Raw genomic sequence first — 14,179 nt, forward strand, 5'->3', positions numbered from 1 at the left:
GGAAGAGCGTCCGCGCTTAAGCGGCATCAAGTGAGAGAGCGTCCGCGTTTAAGCGGCAGGAAATGAAAGAGCGTCTGGCAGTGGGGGTGGGCGCGGGCTAGAGGAGACGGCGCTCGGCGGCCCATTTTGTGAGCTCGTGCCGGCTGGAGAGCTGGAGTTTGCGGAGCACCGCCGACACGTGGGTTTCCACCGTCTTGATGCTGATGAAAAGTTCCTTCGCCACTTCTTTGTAGCTGTAGCCGCGGGCGATCAGGCGCATGACTTCGAGTTCGCGGGCGGACAGCTTGTCCAGTTCGTCGGCGATGTCGGCCGGCGCGGTTCCGAAGGCATCGAGCACGAACCCGGCAAGGCGCGGAGAAAACACGGCGTCGCCGCCCGCCACCCGGAAGACGGCATCGGTGATCTCGGCACCGGAGATGGTCTTGGTGACATAGCCGCGGGCGCCTGCGCGGATGACCGCCACCACGTCCTCAGCGGCATCCGACACGCTGAGCGCCAGGAACTTGGTGGTGGCCAGCAAGGATGCGGAGCCCGCTATGACTTCCCTCCCTCCGCCGCCGAGTCCGCCCGGCAGGTGCACGTCCAGGAGCACCACCTCGGGCCGTTCCTGGGCGATAACGGCGATGGCCTGCTCCACGGTTGCCGCCTCGCCGACCACGTGGATGCTCTCGTCGAGGTCCGCCTTGAGCCCGGAGCGGAAGATGGCATGGTCATCCACGATCACCACCCTTACTGACTTGGCAGGCCGGACCGGGCCTGCTCCTGCTCCTGCTCCTGCTCCGGCTCCGGCTCCTTGGATGTTGCTCATGATTTCCCTTCCGCTTTGTCGGACTGTGCCCCCGGCAACCCCGCCGGCATGCGAAGCCTCACTTCGGTGCCTTCCGGAGTGCTGGTGATCGAGGCCGCGCCGCCGTGCCGCCTCATCCGGCCGATGATGGACTCCCTGACGCCCAGCCTGTCTTCGGGAACGTCCTGCAAATCGAATCCAGGGCCGCGGTCCTTGATGAAAACTTCAGTGCCGTCTCCGGAGACCTCCAAGTACACGGAGACGGACCCGCCGCCGTGCCGGGACGCGTTGAGCATGGCCTCACGGCTGGCCTGGACGAGGGCTTCGTGGGCTTCGGTCATGGCCGTGTCACCCACGCTCACCACCTCAACAGCGTTGCCGAGGAAGTCTTCCACTTCTGCGGCCACGGCCTTGATGCGGTCCGAGAGCTGCCCCGCGTCCTTGCCCGGATCCTGGAAGAGCCAGCCCCGGAGCTCGCGTTCCTGAGCCCTGGCCAGGCGGACAACGTCATGCTCGTTTCCGGCCCGGCGCTGGATCAGGGCGAGGGTCTGCAGCACCGAGTCGTGCAGGTGCGCCGCGATTTCTGCCCGCTCCGTTTCACGGACCCTTCCGGCGCGCTCGGCTTCAAGCTCCCGCCAGAACTTCAAGGCCCAGGGCAGCAGCACCAGCACCACTCCGCCGAGCACCGCAACGGAGGCCAGCAGGGCAAGCCAGGTCTGTTCCCACGACCCCGAGCCGGACACCATCACCAGGACGCCGGCCACCACCAGTGCCAGTCCCGCGGCGAGCCGGCCCCAGCCACCGGCCTGATCGGCCTTCGTCTTGTCCACCAGCCCGGCCCGGCGCGTCTCGTCCAGCTGCATCCACGCTATGGAGGCACCGCCAAGCACAGCAGCAGCGGGAATCAGGGTTCCCAGCGGCACATCGACGCCCAGGAGCTGGGCAATCAGGATTCCGGCAACCAGGAGCAGGCCGGCACCAAGGAGGATCTCCTTGCCGTACCGCATCCCCCGGTCCGCAAACCATGGCTGACGCACAACGCCTGGGTACCCCGCCGCGGCCATCGAACCGTCAGCCGCGTAGGTTCCGCCGGCAGGACCGGCAGGGGCGGGCCCGGCAGAGCCAGCGGCCGGTGCGGAAGCAGGCCCGGCACCAAAGCTGCCGGGATAACCGGCGCCAGCACCGGCGTCGGCCGTGGTCCGGAGAGGCGCAGCGGCCGCATGGGTCGGAGCCATCCACAGGCCGCTGGCGGCGCCTGGGGGTTGGCTCACGGCGGGTGCAATGACCGACGCCGGGCGGCGGGCGTTGCGCCGGGCGCTCTCATCGGCGGTGGGCACCATGATCCAGAGCCAGGCATAGAACGCCACGCCCGCACCGCCGGCCAGTGACGCCACCACCATGGCGATCCGGACCGTCCTGACCGGCCAGCCCAGATGGGCCGCCAGGCCAGCACATACGCCTGCGATGATGCGGTCGCTGCTGCGCACCAGGGGCGGGCGGGTGAGGACGGGGTTCATGGATCAATCCAAGCACGGATCAGGGTTGCCCGGACCCGGATCGCGCCCTAACCGGGGGGATCTCAGGGGCGGATCAGGGTGTTCCCCAGTAGAGCCGGAGGTGCCCGGAGCGGAGGATCGAAGTATGAACTCGCAGACCCCCACCCCCGACGACGGCCAGCCCACGGAGCCCGTCCCCACGCCCCGTCCCACCGAACCGCTTTTGCCTCCCCCGCCTGCAGCGCCGCAGGACTCCACGGAAGCCACGCCTCAGGGCGACGGGCCCGACACCCCGCCGGCCGCCGCCCCCGGCCAGTACGCCAGCCAGAGCGCGGGCCAGAGCGCCGGCCCGTCCGCCGGGCAGCATTCCGGCCCCTACCCGAACCAGTACGCCGGGGCGAAGGCACCCGGCCAGCCGACCGATTTCTTCCCCTGGATCCGCAGTCACGGCATCGTGCGAGGACGCGACCGGTGGATCGGTGGCGTGTCCAGCGGCATCGCCTACCGGATGGGCGTGGACCCGCTGATCGTCCGCGGCATCTTCATCGTCCTGACCATCTTCGCCGGAATCGGCGTCCTCCTGTACGGCCTGGCCTGGGCGTTCCTCCCGGAGCCGGACGGCCGCATCCACGTCCAGGAAGCCAGCGCCGGGCGGTGGTCCAGCGGCATGACCGGCTCCCTGATAACCACCATCCTCGGGCTGACCGGCCTTGGCGGCGGCTTCTGGGGCTGGAATGACCGCGGCTTCGGCCCCTTCCTGTGGACGCTCTTCTGGGTGGGCGCCGTCGGTCTCTTCATTTACTACCTGGTCCAGCGCAACAGCGCCACGAATGGAACTCCCATGAACACCAACCTCCCCCAGCCGGGCAGCACCGGCAGCACCGGCAGCAGCGCTGCCGGTTCGGCAGGCTTCCAGCACACCCCGTACGGCCCCTCCCATTCCTTGGCTGATACGACGACGGCGGGCACCCCGCCGTACTCTCCGGCCAACCCTGCCGGCCCTTACGGCGGCACTCCGTACGGAGCTCCGTACGGCGGAACACCGACCGGCGGAGGTCAGCCTCCTTATGGTCCGGCACGCGAACCCAGGGACCGGCCCGCCGGTCCCGGCACACCCGCGGTGGCCATCAGCGTAGGTGCCGCCCTGCTGGTCGGCGGTGGCCTGAAGGCCCTCGACGCCGGGAACGTGATCGACCTGGGCGATTCGGCAAACGCGGTGGTCTGGGCCAGCGCCGCCGCCGTCCTCGGGTTCGGCATCATCCTCTCCGGAATCCGGGGCCGCACCGCCGGCATCCTCAGCTTCTTCGCCGTAGTGGCGCTGGTCACCGGTGGAATCTTCAATGTTGTGGGCGACGGCGACAGGGTCCGCTTCCAGCGCGTTGACTGGGCACCCGTGAGCATCGAGCAGGCGACTAAGGGCCTCGACATCACCGCCGGCGATGGAAAGGTGGACCTCACCAGTCTGCAGCTGAATCCGCCGCTGGGTTCCGACGTCGTGGTTCCGCTGAATTTCACCGCCAGCAACGTCACTGTTGTCATCCCGGACAACGTTCCGGTGGACATCAAGGCGGACATGACCCTAGGCAACCTGAATGAGGGAAACAGCCGCCGGGGCGGCACCACCACCCGCGAAAGCAGCTACAACACCAACAGGCCCGGCAGCCATCTGGTCATCAGGATCGACGGCACCGTCAGCAACGTCACTATCCAGGAAGGCAACTGAGATGAGCAGCATTATTCCGGACCCGGTTCAGAACCAGACGGAACCAACGGCCAGGGTGGGCACGGTGGTCTGGGGGCTGATCGTGGTGGCCCTCGCCGCACTGATCATCATCGGCCAGCTGGGAATCATCACCCTCAACGGCACATATGTGCTGATCGGACTGATGATCGGTGCCGGTGCGGCACTGGTGGTGGGGGGACTCCTCTCGGCCCGCAAACGTGACAACCGGACAGCAACAGGGAAGTCTTGAACCATGGACAAATTCTTCAGCATCGTCAGGGGCCTCGGCCTGAAACGCGGGCCCGAGCGCTGGCTCGGCGGAGTCTGCGGCGGCGTCGCCGCCAAGCTCAATGTGGATGTGGCATTTGTCCGGATCGCCTTCCTGCTCTTCTGCCTCCTCCCCGGTCCTGCTGTGGTCTTTTACCTGGCCGCCTGGCTCATCCTTCCGGACCAGCGGAACTCCATCCCCCTTGAGGGTTTCCTGAACCGCCGGTCCCTGAACGGTCCCTGACCGAACCGCCCAAGGCCTCCGCCCTACCGTGGACCACTCCACACCGGGGCGGGGGCCTTTGCGTTTCTCTGTCCACGGACCGTCACCGGTTTGTGTCGTACCCCACACCCGCCACTACAATCTAGGTGAGCTCAGCGTGGCGCTCTGCCTGTACACCCACTGAACCAGGATTTGAGCCGAGACATGAAAATTGGAATTCTCACCAGCGGCGGCGACTGCCCCGGACTGAACGCGGTCATCCGCGGCGCCGTCCTGAAGGGCATCGCCATCCACGGCCACGAATTCGTAGGTTTCCTCGATGGGTGGCGCGGTGTGGTGGAGGGGGACATCATCGATATCCCCCGCACCATGGTCCGCGGCATCGCCAAACAGGGCGGCACCATCCTGGGCACCTCCCGCACCAACCCGTTCGAGAACGGCGGCGGTCCCGAGGTCATCAAAGCCCACATGGACCGGCTGGGCATCGACGCCATCATCGCCATCGGCGGCGAGGGGACCCTCGCCGCCGCCAAGCGGCTCACCGATGTGGGGCTCAAGATCGTGGGCGTCCCCAAGACCGTGGACAACGATCTGGACGCCACCGATTACACCTTCGGTTTCGATACCGCCGTCCAGATCGCCACCGAGGCCATCGACAGGCTCAGGACCACCGGCGAGTCCCACCACCGCTGCATGATCGCCGAGGTCATGGGCCGGCACGTGGGCTGGATCGCCCTGCACGCCGGCATGGCAGCGGGCGCCCACGCCATCCTGATCCCCGAGCAGAAGGTCAGCATCGAGCAGATCACAGAGTGGGTGCAGGAAGCCCACGACCGTGGCCGCGCACCCCTGGTGGTAGTAGCCGAAGGCTTTGTGCCCGAGCACATGGAATCCCCCCACTCCGAGCGCGGGCTGGACACTTTCGGCCGGCCCCGGCTGGGCGGCATCGCAGACCAGCTCGCCCCCGAACTCGAGGCCCGCACCGGAATCGAGACCCGGGCAACCATCCTTGGCCACATCCAGCGCGGCGGCGTTCCTTCCGCCTTTGACCGCGTGCTGGCAACCAGGCTTGGCATGGCCGCGATCGACTCCGTGGTGGAAGGCTACTGGGGCACCATGGTGGCGCTCAAGGGCACCGACATTGAGCACGTGGGCTTCGAGAAGGCCCTGGGCCAGCTGAAAACCGTGCCGCAGAACCGGTACGACGAAGCTGCCGTCCTGTTCGGCTGAGCAGCCTGCTCCCCCTAGGCTGGGCACATGACACTCGACCCCGGTTCCGCCGCCATCATCCAGCTAGCCTGGGCCCGGCACCTGGGGCTCGACGACGACGCCTTCGGTGCGTCGCTGGCAACCGGTGAGCGGGTGGTCAGGGCGGATGAATCGGTTAAGACCGTCGAATTCGTCCGGCTGTTTGGCAGCTCGGCACTGGTTGGCCCGCAGTGGGTCATCGACGCAGCGGCCGGCATTCCGGACGAAGAGATGGCCCACCATGTGACCCTCCTGACCCTGACCCGTTCCCATGGCGGTCACGGGCTGGGGGCGGCGGCCCTCTTCTTTGCCGATGACCTGCCGCTGAAACAGACCTCGGACGAGCTGACCGTCTCCCATGGCAACCCGGAAGCGATCGAGCTGGAGGGGCTGTGTCCGCCGGACGACGTCAACGAAGTAGGGCTCTCCGACCTCGAAAACCGGTACACGATCATCCATGAAGTGGACGGCCGGCGGGTTCCGGTGGCCTGCGGCGCCTACACCGAATGGGAGGGCCTCCTGGGCCACCTCGGAGTCCTGGTGGACCCCGAGTGGCGGCGGCGCGGGCTCGGATCCCTGGCTGCTTCCATCGCAGCCCACGAGGCCCTGGCAGCAGGCCTCACCATCCAGTGGCGGGCTGAAGTCAGCAACACCGGAGCCCTTGCGTTGGGGCGGAAGCTCGGCATGGCGGCGGGCGGCATCCAGACCAGCGTCCACCTGGGCCGGGGAGCTGAAGGCTAGCTACCCCTGGCGGGTGCCGCTGCCCGCTTCAGCACCGGCGGAGGCAGGGACGGCCGGCCTGCCCCATGTGGCTGCCTGCGGCTTGGCGAAAAACAATGCCACGGCCGCGCCAACCAGGATCACACAGCCGGGAAGCAGGATCGACTGCCCCATCGCCGTCGAAAATCCCTCCTGGAGGGCATCCGGCAGCCTCCCGCTCATGGCGGTGCCCTCCGGGCCCGGGCCGGCGGCCGGAAGCTCGGCCGCGAGCCGTGCCTGGATCAGCACAGCTATCGCGGCGCTGCCAAGCACCGCGCCGATCTGGCGGGTGGTGTTGTAGACCCCGGACCCGGCGCCTGCCTGGCGCGGCGGCAGGTTGCGGGTGGCAGTTGAGCTCAGGGGAGCCCAGATGCCGGCGTTGGCAAAGCCCAGGACGGCACTCGGCAGGAGGAAAAGCAGGATGGGCGTGTCCGGGTGCATGAGGGCGGAGTTCCAGAACAGCGCCACGGCCATCAGGACCAGGCCAAGAGCCGTAATGTACTTCGGGTTGACGCGGTCGATGATTTTGCCCACCACCGGGGCGAGGCCGCCCGAGATGAGGGCCATGGGCACCATCATGAGGGCTGACTCCGTGGGCGTCATGCCGCGGACCATCTGGTAGTAGAAGATCAGCGGCAGGCCGAAGGACGTGACGGTGAATCCCACAGTGGTGATGCCGATGTTTGCCAGCGAGAAATTGCGGTCGCGGAAGAGGCCAAGCGGGAGGAGCGGTTCGCCCTTGTTGAAGCGCTGCCAGAGGATGAACGACGCCAGCACCACAAGTCCGGCGATGATCAGGCCCCACACGCTGATGGGCCCGGTGATGGTGCCCCAGTTGTAGGTCTCGCCCTCCTGGATGCCGAACACGAGGAGGAAGAGGCCGACGGCGCTGAGCACCACGCCGGGGATGTCGAACTTGTGCGGGTGGGTGGTCAGGGAGGGGACAAAGCGCCAGGCGAGGATGAAGCCCGCAATTCCCACCGGCACGTTGATGAAGAAAATCCATTCCCAGCCCAGGGAGTCCACCAGCACGCCACCGAGGATGGGACCAACCAGCGTTGCCACGCCGGCAGTCGCTCCCCACAGGCCCATGGCCGCGCCGCGGCGGTCCGGCGGGAAGATCCGGGTGATCACGGCCATGGTCTGCGGCGTCATGATGGCAGCGCCCAGGCCCTGGAGGACCCGGGCCACAATGAGGGTCTGGATATCGCCGGCAAGCCCGCACCACAGCGAGGCAAGGGTGAATACCACCAGCCCGGCAAGGTAAAGCTTCTTGGGACCGAACCTGTCACCGAGGCGTCCGGTGATCAGGAGCGGCACGGCATAGGCCAGGAGGTAGGCGCTGGTGACCCAGATCACCGCGTTGATGTCCGTGCCCAGGCCTTCCATGATGCTGGGGTTGGCCACCGAGACGATGGTGGTGTCGATCAGGATCATGAAGAATCCGATCACCAGGGACCAGAGGGCAGGCCACGGCCTTGCTACGTTTTCCACGGGTTTCCTTAGCGGGTTGTGTACTGCCGGGCGGTCCCGGTCAAAGTGTCCGACGGCGTGGGAGCCGCGCGGACGGCGTCCGGACTATCCGAGGAGGTCGAGAATCTCGGTCCGGGCAAACATCTGGGCGGCGGCCCGGGCGGAGGGGGCACCGGCGTCGGGGTCGGCCCCCGCGTCCAGCAGCACGCGGGCCACGTCAGCGTAGCCTTTGAAGGCGGCTCCGGCCAGCGGGGTCTGCCCGCGGTCATTGGCGGTGTTGGCCTCTCCCCCGTGCCGGAGGATCAGCTGCACCGTCTCGGCATGGCCGTGGTATGCAGCCAGCATCAGCAGGGAATCGCCGGCCGCGTTGGTCATGGAGCCGGGTGCCCCGGCTTCCAGGTAGCTGCGCAGGAGGCCGGTGTCGCCGTCGCGGGCTGCCTGGAAGAGCCGGTGGGCGAGGGCCACTGCCTCGTCGTCGGGAGCGTCGGCAGCGTCCGGCGCGTCCGGAGCAGGTGCGGCGTTTTCACTCATCAGTGTGTCCCCCTGAGGAATCCTGTCTGGCGTCCCACCACCTGGCCGGCGTCGGGAGCTACGATCACTTCCTGGACGGCGGTATACGGTTCCTCGCCGTCCATGACGGTCAGTATTTCATCAGGCGCCACGGACCGCTTAATGACGGCAAGGGCCACCGGGCCCATCTCGTAATGCTGGGCCACGGAGGTCACCACACCTACCTTGCGTTCACCGAGCATCACCGGGTTGCCGGGCATGGGCATGGTGTGCTGGGAGCCGTCCAGCTGGAGGAATACCAGGCGCCGCGGCGGATGCCCGAGGTTGTGGACCCGCGCGATGGTTTCCTGGCCTTTGTAGCAGCCCTTGGCCAGGTGCACGGCCGTCCGGAGGAGGTCCAGTTCGTGCGGGATGGTTTTATCGTCGGTTTCCGCGCCAAGCCGGGGCCGCCAGGCCGCGATTCGCAGCGCTTCGGCGGCCAATGTGCCGGCGAGGGGACGATCCCCAACGGTCTGCTCCAGCCGGGCTGCTGGCACAAGGTACTCGAACCACGGGCGTTCCAGCCCGGGGTGGCGGTCCTCGGGTACTACCGCGTAGGAATAGCCGCCGGCTCCGACGTGCGGCCACGGGTCCTGCCAGACAAGCAGGGCGGACCACTCGGGCACAGCCTTGGTGGAGCCGATGACGGCCCAGCCGGCTGAGACGTCCTCGATCTCGACACGGAGCATGAATTTCATCTTGTTCAGCCACTCAGCCAGCGGCGCAGCCTCCGCAGCCTCGACAATCAGCCAGGTGGTCCCGCCGTCGTCGATGACCCTCGCATCAAACTCAATTCGCCCCTGGACGCTCAGGAGCAACAGCTCGCTGGACTCGCCGGGCTGAAGGGCGGTGACTTGCTGCGAGGACAGGGTATTGAGCCAGCTCAGCCGGTCCGGGCCGGTGACCGTCACCACTCCACGGTGGGAAAGATCGACGACGGCGGTGCCGGCCGCCAGTGCGCGCTGCTCCCGCAATGGCTCACCGTAGTGGGAGGCGACGCCGGCGTCCGCGCCGGCTCCTTCAACGGCACCAGGGCGCGACAACAGAGGGCTGTGAGTAGTCATACTGGGGGCAACGTCCTTTTGTCGGCAAGTATTCCGGTCCCCGCAGGACTCAAAAATCCCTGGCGGGGGTTAGCGGTATTCGGGGTTTTCGAAATCGAAGCGGGTGCCGGCTTTCCATTCCTCGGGCAGGTTGCCGTAAGCCGGGATGCCCCCCGCGTCTTTGAGGAGGCGTGCGAGGTGGAGCAGGTTCCAGGTCATGAACGTGGTGTTGCGGTTGGTGAAGTCCGATTCCGGGCCGCCGGAGCCTTCGTCGAGGTAGCTCGGACCCGGGCCGACCGCCCCGATCCAACCGGCATCCGCCTGGGGCGGAATGGTGAAGCCGATGTGCTGGAGGCTGTAAAGGACGTTCATGGCGCAATGCTTGATGCCGTCCTCATTCCCGGTGATGAGGCAGCCGCCCACTTTGGGGTAGAAAGCCCACTGGCCCTTGCTGTTCAGCTGGCCCGAATGGGCGTAGAGCCGCTCGATGAGCTTCTTGGTCTGCGAGGAGTTGTCACCGAGCCAGATCGGTCCGGCCACCACCACGATGTCCGCTTCCTGGACCGCCGGGTAGAGGTCCGGCCACACATCCGTGGCCCAGCCGTAGTCCGTCATGTCCGGGTACACGCCGCTGGCGATGTCGTGGTCCACGGTGCGGATGACCCTGGTGCTGACGCCCTGCTTTTCCATGATGAGCCTGCTGATGTTGATCAGGCCATCCGTGTTGGACGTCTGTGGCGATCTCTTCAGGGTCCCGTTGAAGAACACCGCCTTGAGGTCGCTGTAATCCGAGGTGTTCCGGGTCTCATCCACAGTGTGCTCCTTGGTCAGGAAACCTTTTTCAGGACCGCTGATGCGTGCGCCTCCAGGCCCTTGCCCGGCTGGGCACCCGAGGCCACGTCCCAGCGCCACAGCAGGTTGCCGTCCACCAGGCCGAAGATCCGGGTGGCAGCACTGTAGTCCTTGGAGTGGCTGCCCCGCATCACCATGTCGGTGGTGAGCTGGATCTGCGGGCCTTTGATCTGGCCGTAATACAGCTCCGAGATGCCGCCGGGGTGGGCGATGGAGACAGAGATATCGAATCCGCCGTCCTGGTTACGGAGCTCCTCGACGTCGTCGGCACTCTTCAGGACCGGCACGATGTCACCCGGGACCAGGCCGGGGCCGCCGTCGCCTTCGAGCTGCTTGCGCTCAAGCGCCCAGAACCCGGTCTCGACTGTGAGCGGCCGAAGCCGCATGCCGTCGTCGTCCGTCAGCCAGCTCTCGGCGCGGTACTGCAGGTACGGCAACCCGTTGTGCGTGAAGGACACGTGCTGCATGAAGTGCTCCGAGTCCTCGTCTCCGCTGCCGAGCCGGCCGCGGCCTTCCCACTCACCAATGAGCCAGGAAAGCGGGACGAGTTCGGGGGTCAGGTCTGTCGGTATTTCAATCGGCACAGCAACTACCTCTGAAAACAGCTAGCTCCGATAGGGGATCTACTTCTGGCCCTTGAAGAGGCGGTACACCACAAAGCCTGCGAACCAGGCCATTGAAAGGCTGGCAATGCCGAGCAGGACAAGGAAGAAGATTTCAAATGCAAGTACGGACATGATGCCATCCTAACGCTTAGTAAATGAGTAGTTTGTCTATGAAGTAAGCCAACGAACCCACCGCGGAGACGGGCGCAAGGCCCATACTAAGCGCCGCGAGAAGATTCAGCGGACCGCCCCGAAGTGTGACAAGCCGGCGGAAACTGACCAGCACGGCCCCCACCACCACGCCGAAGATCGCTGCCGGGAGGACCGCAATGTCAGAGAACACAAGGCCGGCGAGCGGACCGGCAAGGCCCGCGAGAATGATGCCCAACGGCGCGATGATGCTGTCCGGCCACCGGATGAGTCCGGCGAGCAGCGCCACCGCCGCGCTGATTGCAGCCACCAGCAGCATCTCCTTGACGCCGTTGAACCGGGCCCCGGCAACCCAGCCCGCACCAAGGCATGAGAGCAGGACGCCTGCACAGCAGCCCAGAGTGGATTCCAGTCTCTGCGCCTGCCCGGTCCCGCGGATCAGCTGCACCACGAAGACGGCCATCATGCCCAGTGCGATGAAGGCAGGGGTCCAGTCCAGGAAGCCGGGCGCCGGGACGAAACCGGCTGCGGCGGCGGCACCGGCCCCCGGGAGGCCAATGACAGCGGCGAGGGTTTTTTTGGCAGGTATCCGCAGGAAGTGGGGCCAGCCCACACCCACTGCCAAGGCAATGAGGACGGCGACGGCGGTCAGGGCCTCGCGGGAGACATACAGGCCGGCGATGATGGCCACGAGGCCCGAGATGCCGGCCAGGCCGATGACCCAGGAACCCATTGACCGCGCCGGGGCCCGCACCTCCGCAGTCATACGGTATCCCTACCGACAAGGGGCTTCGACTCTGCACTCACTTTGATGCATCCCATCCTGGCTGTGGACCGGGCGGCTCCGCCCTGCGTGGCAGGGGGCTCTGTGCCCCACGGCTCAATCCTGCCTTATGTGACCCTGATATGTCGCAAAACGAATGCCTGCAGGAGCCGGATCCATGGCTGTGGAAGGGCCTTTGGGTATACTCAGAGTTCAGCTACGCTTCCTGTTACGGTTGCCGGCCGGATAGCTCCTTACCCGGTCCAGGCCGCGGCAGTGAGACAGTTTCAGGCCGGCGAAAACCCGGTTCAGTCGCCCAAAGATGCGCGGACGCCCCATGGAGGAACAATGTCGCACATCCTGCTCTTGACGAACAGCACCGGCTCATCGGTGGACATCCTGCCTGCGCTCGAACTGCTGAACCACCGGGTGCATATCCTCGCCGCCGAGCCGACGGCCCTGCTCGAGACAGACCCTTGCGATATTGTCCTCCTGGACGCCCGCAAAGACCTGGTGGGCGCCCGCTCCCTGACGCAGCTCCTGAAGGCCACGGGCCTGAGCGCTCCCCTGGTCCTGATCCTGACCGAAGGTGGCATGGCTGCTGTCTCCTCGGCCTGGGCCGTGGACGACATTGTGCTTGATTCCGCCGGGCCTGCCGAGGTTGAAGCCCGGATCCGGCTTTCGGTTGCCCGTGCCGTTCCGGACAAGGATGACGCCCCCACCGAAATCCGCGCGGCCGGCGTCGTCATCGACGAAGCGAGCTACACTGCCCGGGTCAACGGCGCGCCCCTGAACCTGACATTCAAGGAATTCGAACTCCTCAAGTACCTGGCCCAGCATCCCGGACGCGTTTTCACCCGGCAGCAGCTGCTGACCGAGGTGTGGGGCTACGACTACTACGGCGGCACGCGGACCGTGGACGTCCACGTCCGGCGGCTGCGGGCCAAACTGGGCGCCGACCACGAAAACCTGATCAGCACCGTCCGCAACGTCGGCTACCGCCTGACCCTGGTCCGGCAGCAGGAAGACGAACTGACGGAAGCCTGAGACAACGCAACAGCCCCGGACCACTGGTCCGGGGCTGTTGCGTTGTTGGTGGAGGACATACGGGTCGAACGTATCGAGGCCACCCCACTGGTGGATCCCCCTCGCCCCCGGCCGGTACTGCCGGGTGAGATAACGACTATACGGGCGGATCCTGCCCGCGGCAAAATCGGGCGGCCCCCGGCCCGGGCGTATAGCCTAGCCTCATGAGTCCTGCGCACCCGGAGAAATGGCCCGTCCTCGTTGTCCACGGCGGTGTGGATGAGCAGTTGCTGAAGGACTGCAGTGCACTCCTGGCCGCTGCCGAGGAATCCGACGGCAACCCCTCCTTGTCCGAGCAAACCGTCATCATGCTCCGCGCCGGCGACTCCGAGGGGCACTCCCTTCTGACCCTTGCCCTCTACGCGCCCGACGAGGACTCGGACCCGTCATCCGGCCAGGACCTGGCCGGATTCGCCGTTGTTGTGGGGGAACCGGATGGCAGCGGCGTGCTGGAAATCGCCGTCCACCCGAGCTACCGGAACCAGGGCGTGGCAGACCGCCTGGTGGGCGCGTTGAAGGCCGATCGCGGCCTGGACGGGCTGAAGGCGTGGTCCCACGGCAACCATGAGGCAGCGGCGGACCTCGCCGCGCGCTACGGTTTCGGGCCGGTGCGTGAACTGTGGAAGATGCGGCTGACGACCGCCACCGCGGAACTTCCCGACGCCGGGCTTCCGGACGGCGTGACGCTCCGGGCGTTTGTGCCGGGCCAGGACGAGGAAGGCTGGCTGGCTGCGAACCGCGCTGCCTTTGCCCACCATCCCGAACAGGGCTCCATGACCCGCGCGGACCTGGACGCCCGGATGGCAGAGGACTGGTTTGATCCTGCCGGATTCCTTCTTGCCGTGGACGCCGATGGCCGGCTGCTGGGATTCCACTGGACCAAGGTGCACCCACGCCATGGCGACCACCCCGCGATCGGCGAGGTCTACGCGGTGGGCGTGACGCCCGTGGCCCAGGGCATGGGGCTGGGCAAGGCCCTCACCGTGGCCGGAATCAGGTACCTGCAGGACCTCGGGCTGCACGCGGTCATGCTCTACACGGACGCCGACAACGCCGCCGCCGTCTCGCTCTACCGCGGGCTGGGCTTCACCCGCTGGGACATGGACGTCATGTACGGGCCGCTCGCCGCCGTCTAGTACCAACCGGTGCCTGCTG

Annotated in this window: 15 protein-coding genes; 7 read left to right on the forward strand and 8 right to left on the reverse strand. The window is 66.7% G+C overall.

Annotation, left to right across the window (positions count from 1 at the left end; genetic code table 11):
- Nucleotides 1-97 precede the first annotated feature (97 nt).
- On the reverse strand, nucleotides 98-808 hold the full coding sequence (locus tag ACS5PJ_RS10105) for a LuxR C-terminal-related transcriptional regulator (protein WP_439434739.1): 711 nt from the start codon (nucleotides 806-808) through the stop codon (nucleotides 98-100).
- Nucleotides 805-2,304 (reverse strand): ATP-binding protein, encoded by a 1,500-nt coding sequence (locus ACS5PJ_RS10110; protein ID WP_439434740.1) that lies wholly within the window; start codon nucleotides 2,302-2,304, stop codon nucleotides 805-807. The genes ACS5PJ_RS10105 and ACS5PJ_RS10110 overlap by 4 nt, the downstream gene beginning before the upstream one ends.
- Nucleotides 2,305-2,428: 124 nt before the next feature.
- On the opposite strand from ACS5PJ_RS10110, the gene ACS5PJ_RS10115 reads away from it, so the two are divergent.
- The 5 genes from ACS5PJ_RS10115 to ACS5PJ_RS10135 all read left to right on the forward strand — a co-directional run bounded on the left by ACS5PJ_RS10115 (nucleotide 2,429) and on the right by ACS5PJ_RS10135 (nucleotide 6,485).
- Nucleotides 2,429-4,006: a PspC domain-containing protein gene (locus tag ACS5PJ_RS10115; protein WP_439434741.1), complete on the forward strand. Its 1,578-nt coding sequence runs from the start codon at nucleotides 2,429-2,431 to the stop codon at nucleotides 4,004-4,006.
- 1 nt (nucleotide 4,007) lies between these two features.
- Nucleotides 4,008-4,256 carry a hypothetical protein gene (locus tag ACS5PJ_RS10120; RefSeq protein WP_439434742.1) on the forward strand — a complete coding sequence of 83 codons (249 nt, stop codon included), beginning with the start codon at nucleotides 4,008-4,010 and terminating at the stop codon, nucleotides 4,254-4,256.
- 3 nt (nucleotides 4,257-4,259) lie between these two features.
- Nucleotides 4,260-4,517: a PspC domain-containing protein gene (locus tag ACS5PJ_RS10125; RefSeq protein ID WP_439434743.1), complete on the forward strand. Its 258-nt coding sequence runs from the start codon at nucleotides 4,260-4,262 to the stop codon at nucleotides 4,515-4,517.
- 183 nt (nucleotides 4,518-4,700) lie between these two features.
- Nucleotides 4,701-5,726, forward strand: coding sequence for an ATP-dependent 6-phosphofructokinase (locus ACS5PJ_RS10130; RefSeq protein ID WP_108599746.1), 1,026 nt, complete (start codon nucleotides 4,701-4,703; stop codon nucleotides 5,724-5,726).
- A 27-nt stretch (nucleotides 5,727-5,753) separates the two neighbouring features.
- Nucleotides 5,754-6,485: a GNAT family N-acetyltransferase gene (locus ACS5PJ_RS10135; protein WP_439434744.1), complete on the forward strand. Its 732-nt coding sequence runs from the start codon at nucleotides 5,754-5,756 to the stop codon at nucleotides 6,483-6,485.
- Here the strand turns inward: ACS5PJ_RS10135 and ACS5PJ_RS10140 are convergent, their stop codons facing one another.
- From ACS5PJ_RS10140 to ACS5PJ_RS10165, 6 genes are all read right to left on the reverse strand, one after another.
- The gene (locus tag ACS5PJ_RS10140) at nucleotides 6,486-7,997 is read right to left on the reverse strand and encodes a DHA2 family efflux MFS transporter permease subunit (protein WP_439434745.1); all 1,512 of its coding nucleotides are present in this window, start codon (nucleotides 7,995-7,997) and stop codon (nucleotides 6,486-6,488) included. It lies immediately after the preceding gene.
- A gap of 84 nt (nucleotides 7,998-8,081) precedes the next feature.
- Nucleotides 8,082-8,507 (reverse strand): ankyrin repeat domain-containing protein, encoded by a 426-nt coding sequence (locus tag ACS5PJ_RS10145; protein WP_439434746.1) that lies wholly within the window; start codon nucleotides 8,505-8,507, stop codon nucleotides 8,082-8,084.
- A complete protein-coding gene (ygfZ, locus tag ACS5PJ_RS10150) occupies nucleotides 8,507-9,589 on the reverse strand; it encodes a CAF17-like 4Fe-4S cluster assembly/insertion protein YgfZ (protein ID WP_439434747.1) in 1,083 nt (360 codons plus the stop codon). The genes ACS5PJ_RS10145 and ygfZ overlap by 1 nt, the downstream gene beginning before the upstream one ends.
- 69 nt (nucleotides 9,590-9,658) lie before the next feature.
- A complete protein-coding gene (locus ACS5PJ_RS10155) occupies nucleotides 9,659-10,381 on the reverse strand; it encodes a flavodoxin family protein (RefSeq protein ID WP_439434748.1) in 723 nt (240 codons plus the stop codon).
- Between the two features lie 14 nt (nucleotides 10,382-10,395).
- Nucleotides 10,396-11,004: a nitrobindin family protein gene (locus tag ACS5PJ_RS10160; protein ID WP_439434749.1), complete on the reverse strand. Its 609-nt coding sequence runs from the start codon at nucleotides 11,002-11,004 to the stop codon at nucleotides 10,396-10,398.
- A 169-nt stretch (nucleotides 11,005-11,173) separates the two neighbouring features.
- Nucleotides 11,174-11,941, reverse strand: a complete 768-nt coding sequence (locus tag ACS5PJ_RS10165) for a permease (RefSeq protein WP_439434750.1) — start codon at nucleotides 11,939-11,941, stop codon at nucleotides 11,174-11,176.
- A gap of 345 nt (nucleotides 11,942-12,286) precedes the next feature.
- Between ACS5PJ_RS10165 and ACS5PJ_RS10170 the strand changes: the two genes are divergently transcribed.
- Nucleotides 12,287-12,985: a winged helix-turn-helix transcriptional regulator gene (locus tag ACS5PJ_RS10170; RefSeq protein WP_056344481.1), complete on the forward strand. Its 699-nt coding sequence runs from the start codon at nucleotides 12,287-12,289 to the stop codon at nucleotides 12,983-12,985.
- Nucleotides 12,986-13,188: 203 nt separating this feature from the next.
- A complete protein-coding gene (gene mshD, locus ACS5PJ_RS10175; protein ID WP_439434751.1) occupies nucleotides 13,189-14,160 on the forward strand; it encodes a mycothiol synthase in 972 nt (323 codons plus the stop codon).
- Nucleotides 14,161-14,179: the final 19 nt, after the last annotated feature.

The sequence above is a fragment of the Pseudarthrobacter cremeus genome (assembly GCF_051857465.1).
In the GTDB taxonomy this organism is placed as follows: Bacteria; Actinomycetota; Actinomycetes; order Actinomycetales; family Micrococcaceae; genus Arthrobacter.

Bases quoted from the DNA above. Each gene is read 5' to 3' on its own strand.
- ACS5PJ_RS10135 (WP_439434744.1), top strand. From the start codon at position 5,754: ATGACACTCGACCCCGGTTCCGCCGCCATCATCCAGCTAGCCTGGGCC.
- ACS5PJ_RS10110 (WP_439434740.1), bottom strand. From the start codon at position 2,304: ATGAACCCCGTCCTCACCCGCCCGCCCCTGGTGCGCAGCAGCGACCGC.
- ygfZ (WP_439434747.1), bottom strand. From the start codon at position 9,589: ATGACTACTCACAGCCCTCTGTTGTCGCGCCCTGGTGCCGTTGAAGGA.
- ACS5PJ_RS10170 (WP_056344481.1), top strand. From the start codon at position 12,287: ATGTCGCACATCCTGCTCTTGACGAACAGCACCGGCTCATCGGTGGAC.
- mshD (WP_439434751.1), top strand. From the start codon at position 13,189: ATGAGTCCTGCGCACCCGGAGAAATGGCCCGTCCTCGTTGTCCACGGC.
- ACS5PJ_RS10145 (WP_439434746.1), bottom strand. From the start codon at position 8,507: ATGAGTGAAAACGCCGCACCTGCTCCGGACGCGCCGGACGCTGCCGAC.
- ACS5PJ_RS10115 (WP_439434741.1), top strand. From the start codon at position 2,429: ATGAACTCGCAGACCCCCACCCCCGACGACGGCCAGCCCACGGAGCCC.
- ACS5PJ_RS10105 (WP_439434739.1), bottom strand. From the start codon at position 808: ATGAGCAACATCCAAGGAGCCGGAGCCGGAGCAGGAGCAGGAGCAGGA.
- ACS5PJ_RS10125 (WP_439434743.1), top strand. From the start codon at position 4,260: ATGGACAAATTCTTCAGCATCGTCAGGGGCCTCGGCCTGAAACGCGGG.
- ACS5PJ_RS10165 (WP_439434750.1), bottom strand. From the start codon at position 11,941: ATGACTGCGGAGGTGCGGGCCCCGGCGCGGTCAATGGGTTCCTGGGTC.
- ACS5PJ_RS10130 (WP_108599746.1), top strand. From the start codon at position 4,701: ATGAAAATTGGAATTCTCACCAGCGGCGGCGACTGCCCCGGACTGAAC.
- ACS5PJ_RS10120 (WP_439434742.1), top strand. From the start codon at position 4,008: ATGAGCAGCATTATTCCGGACCCGGTTCAGAACCAGACGGAACCAACG.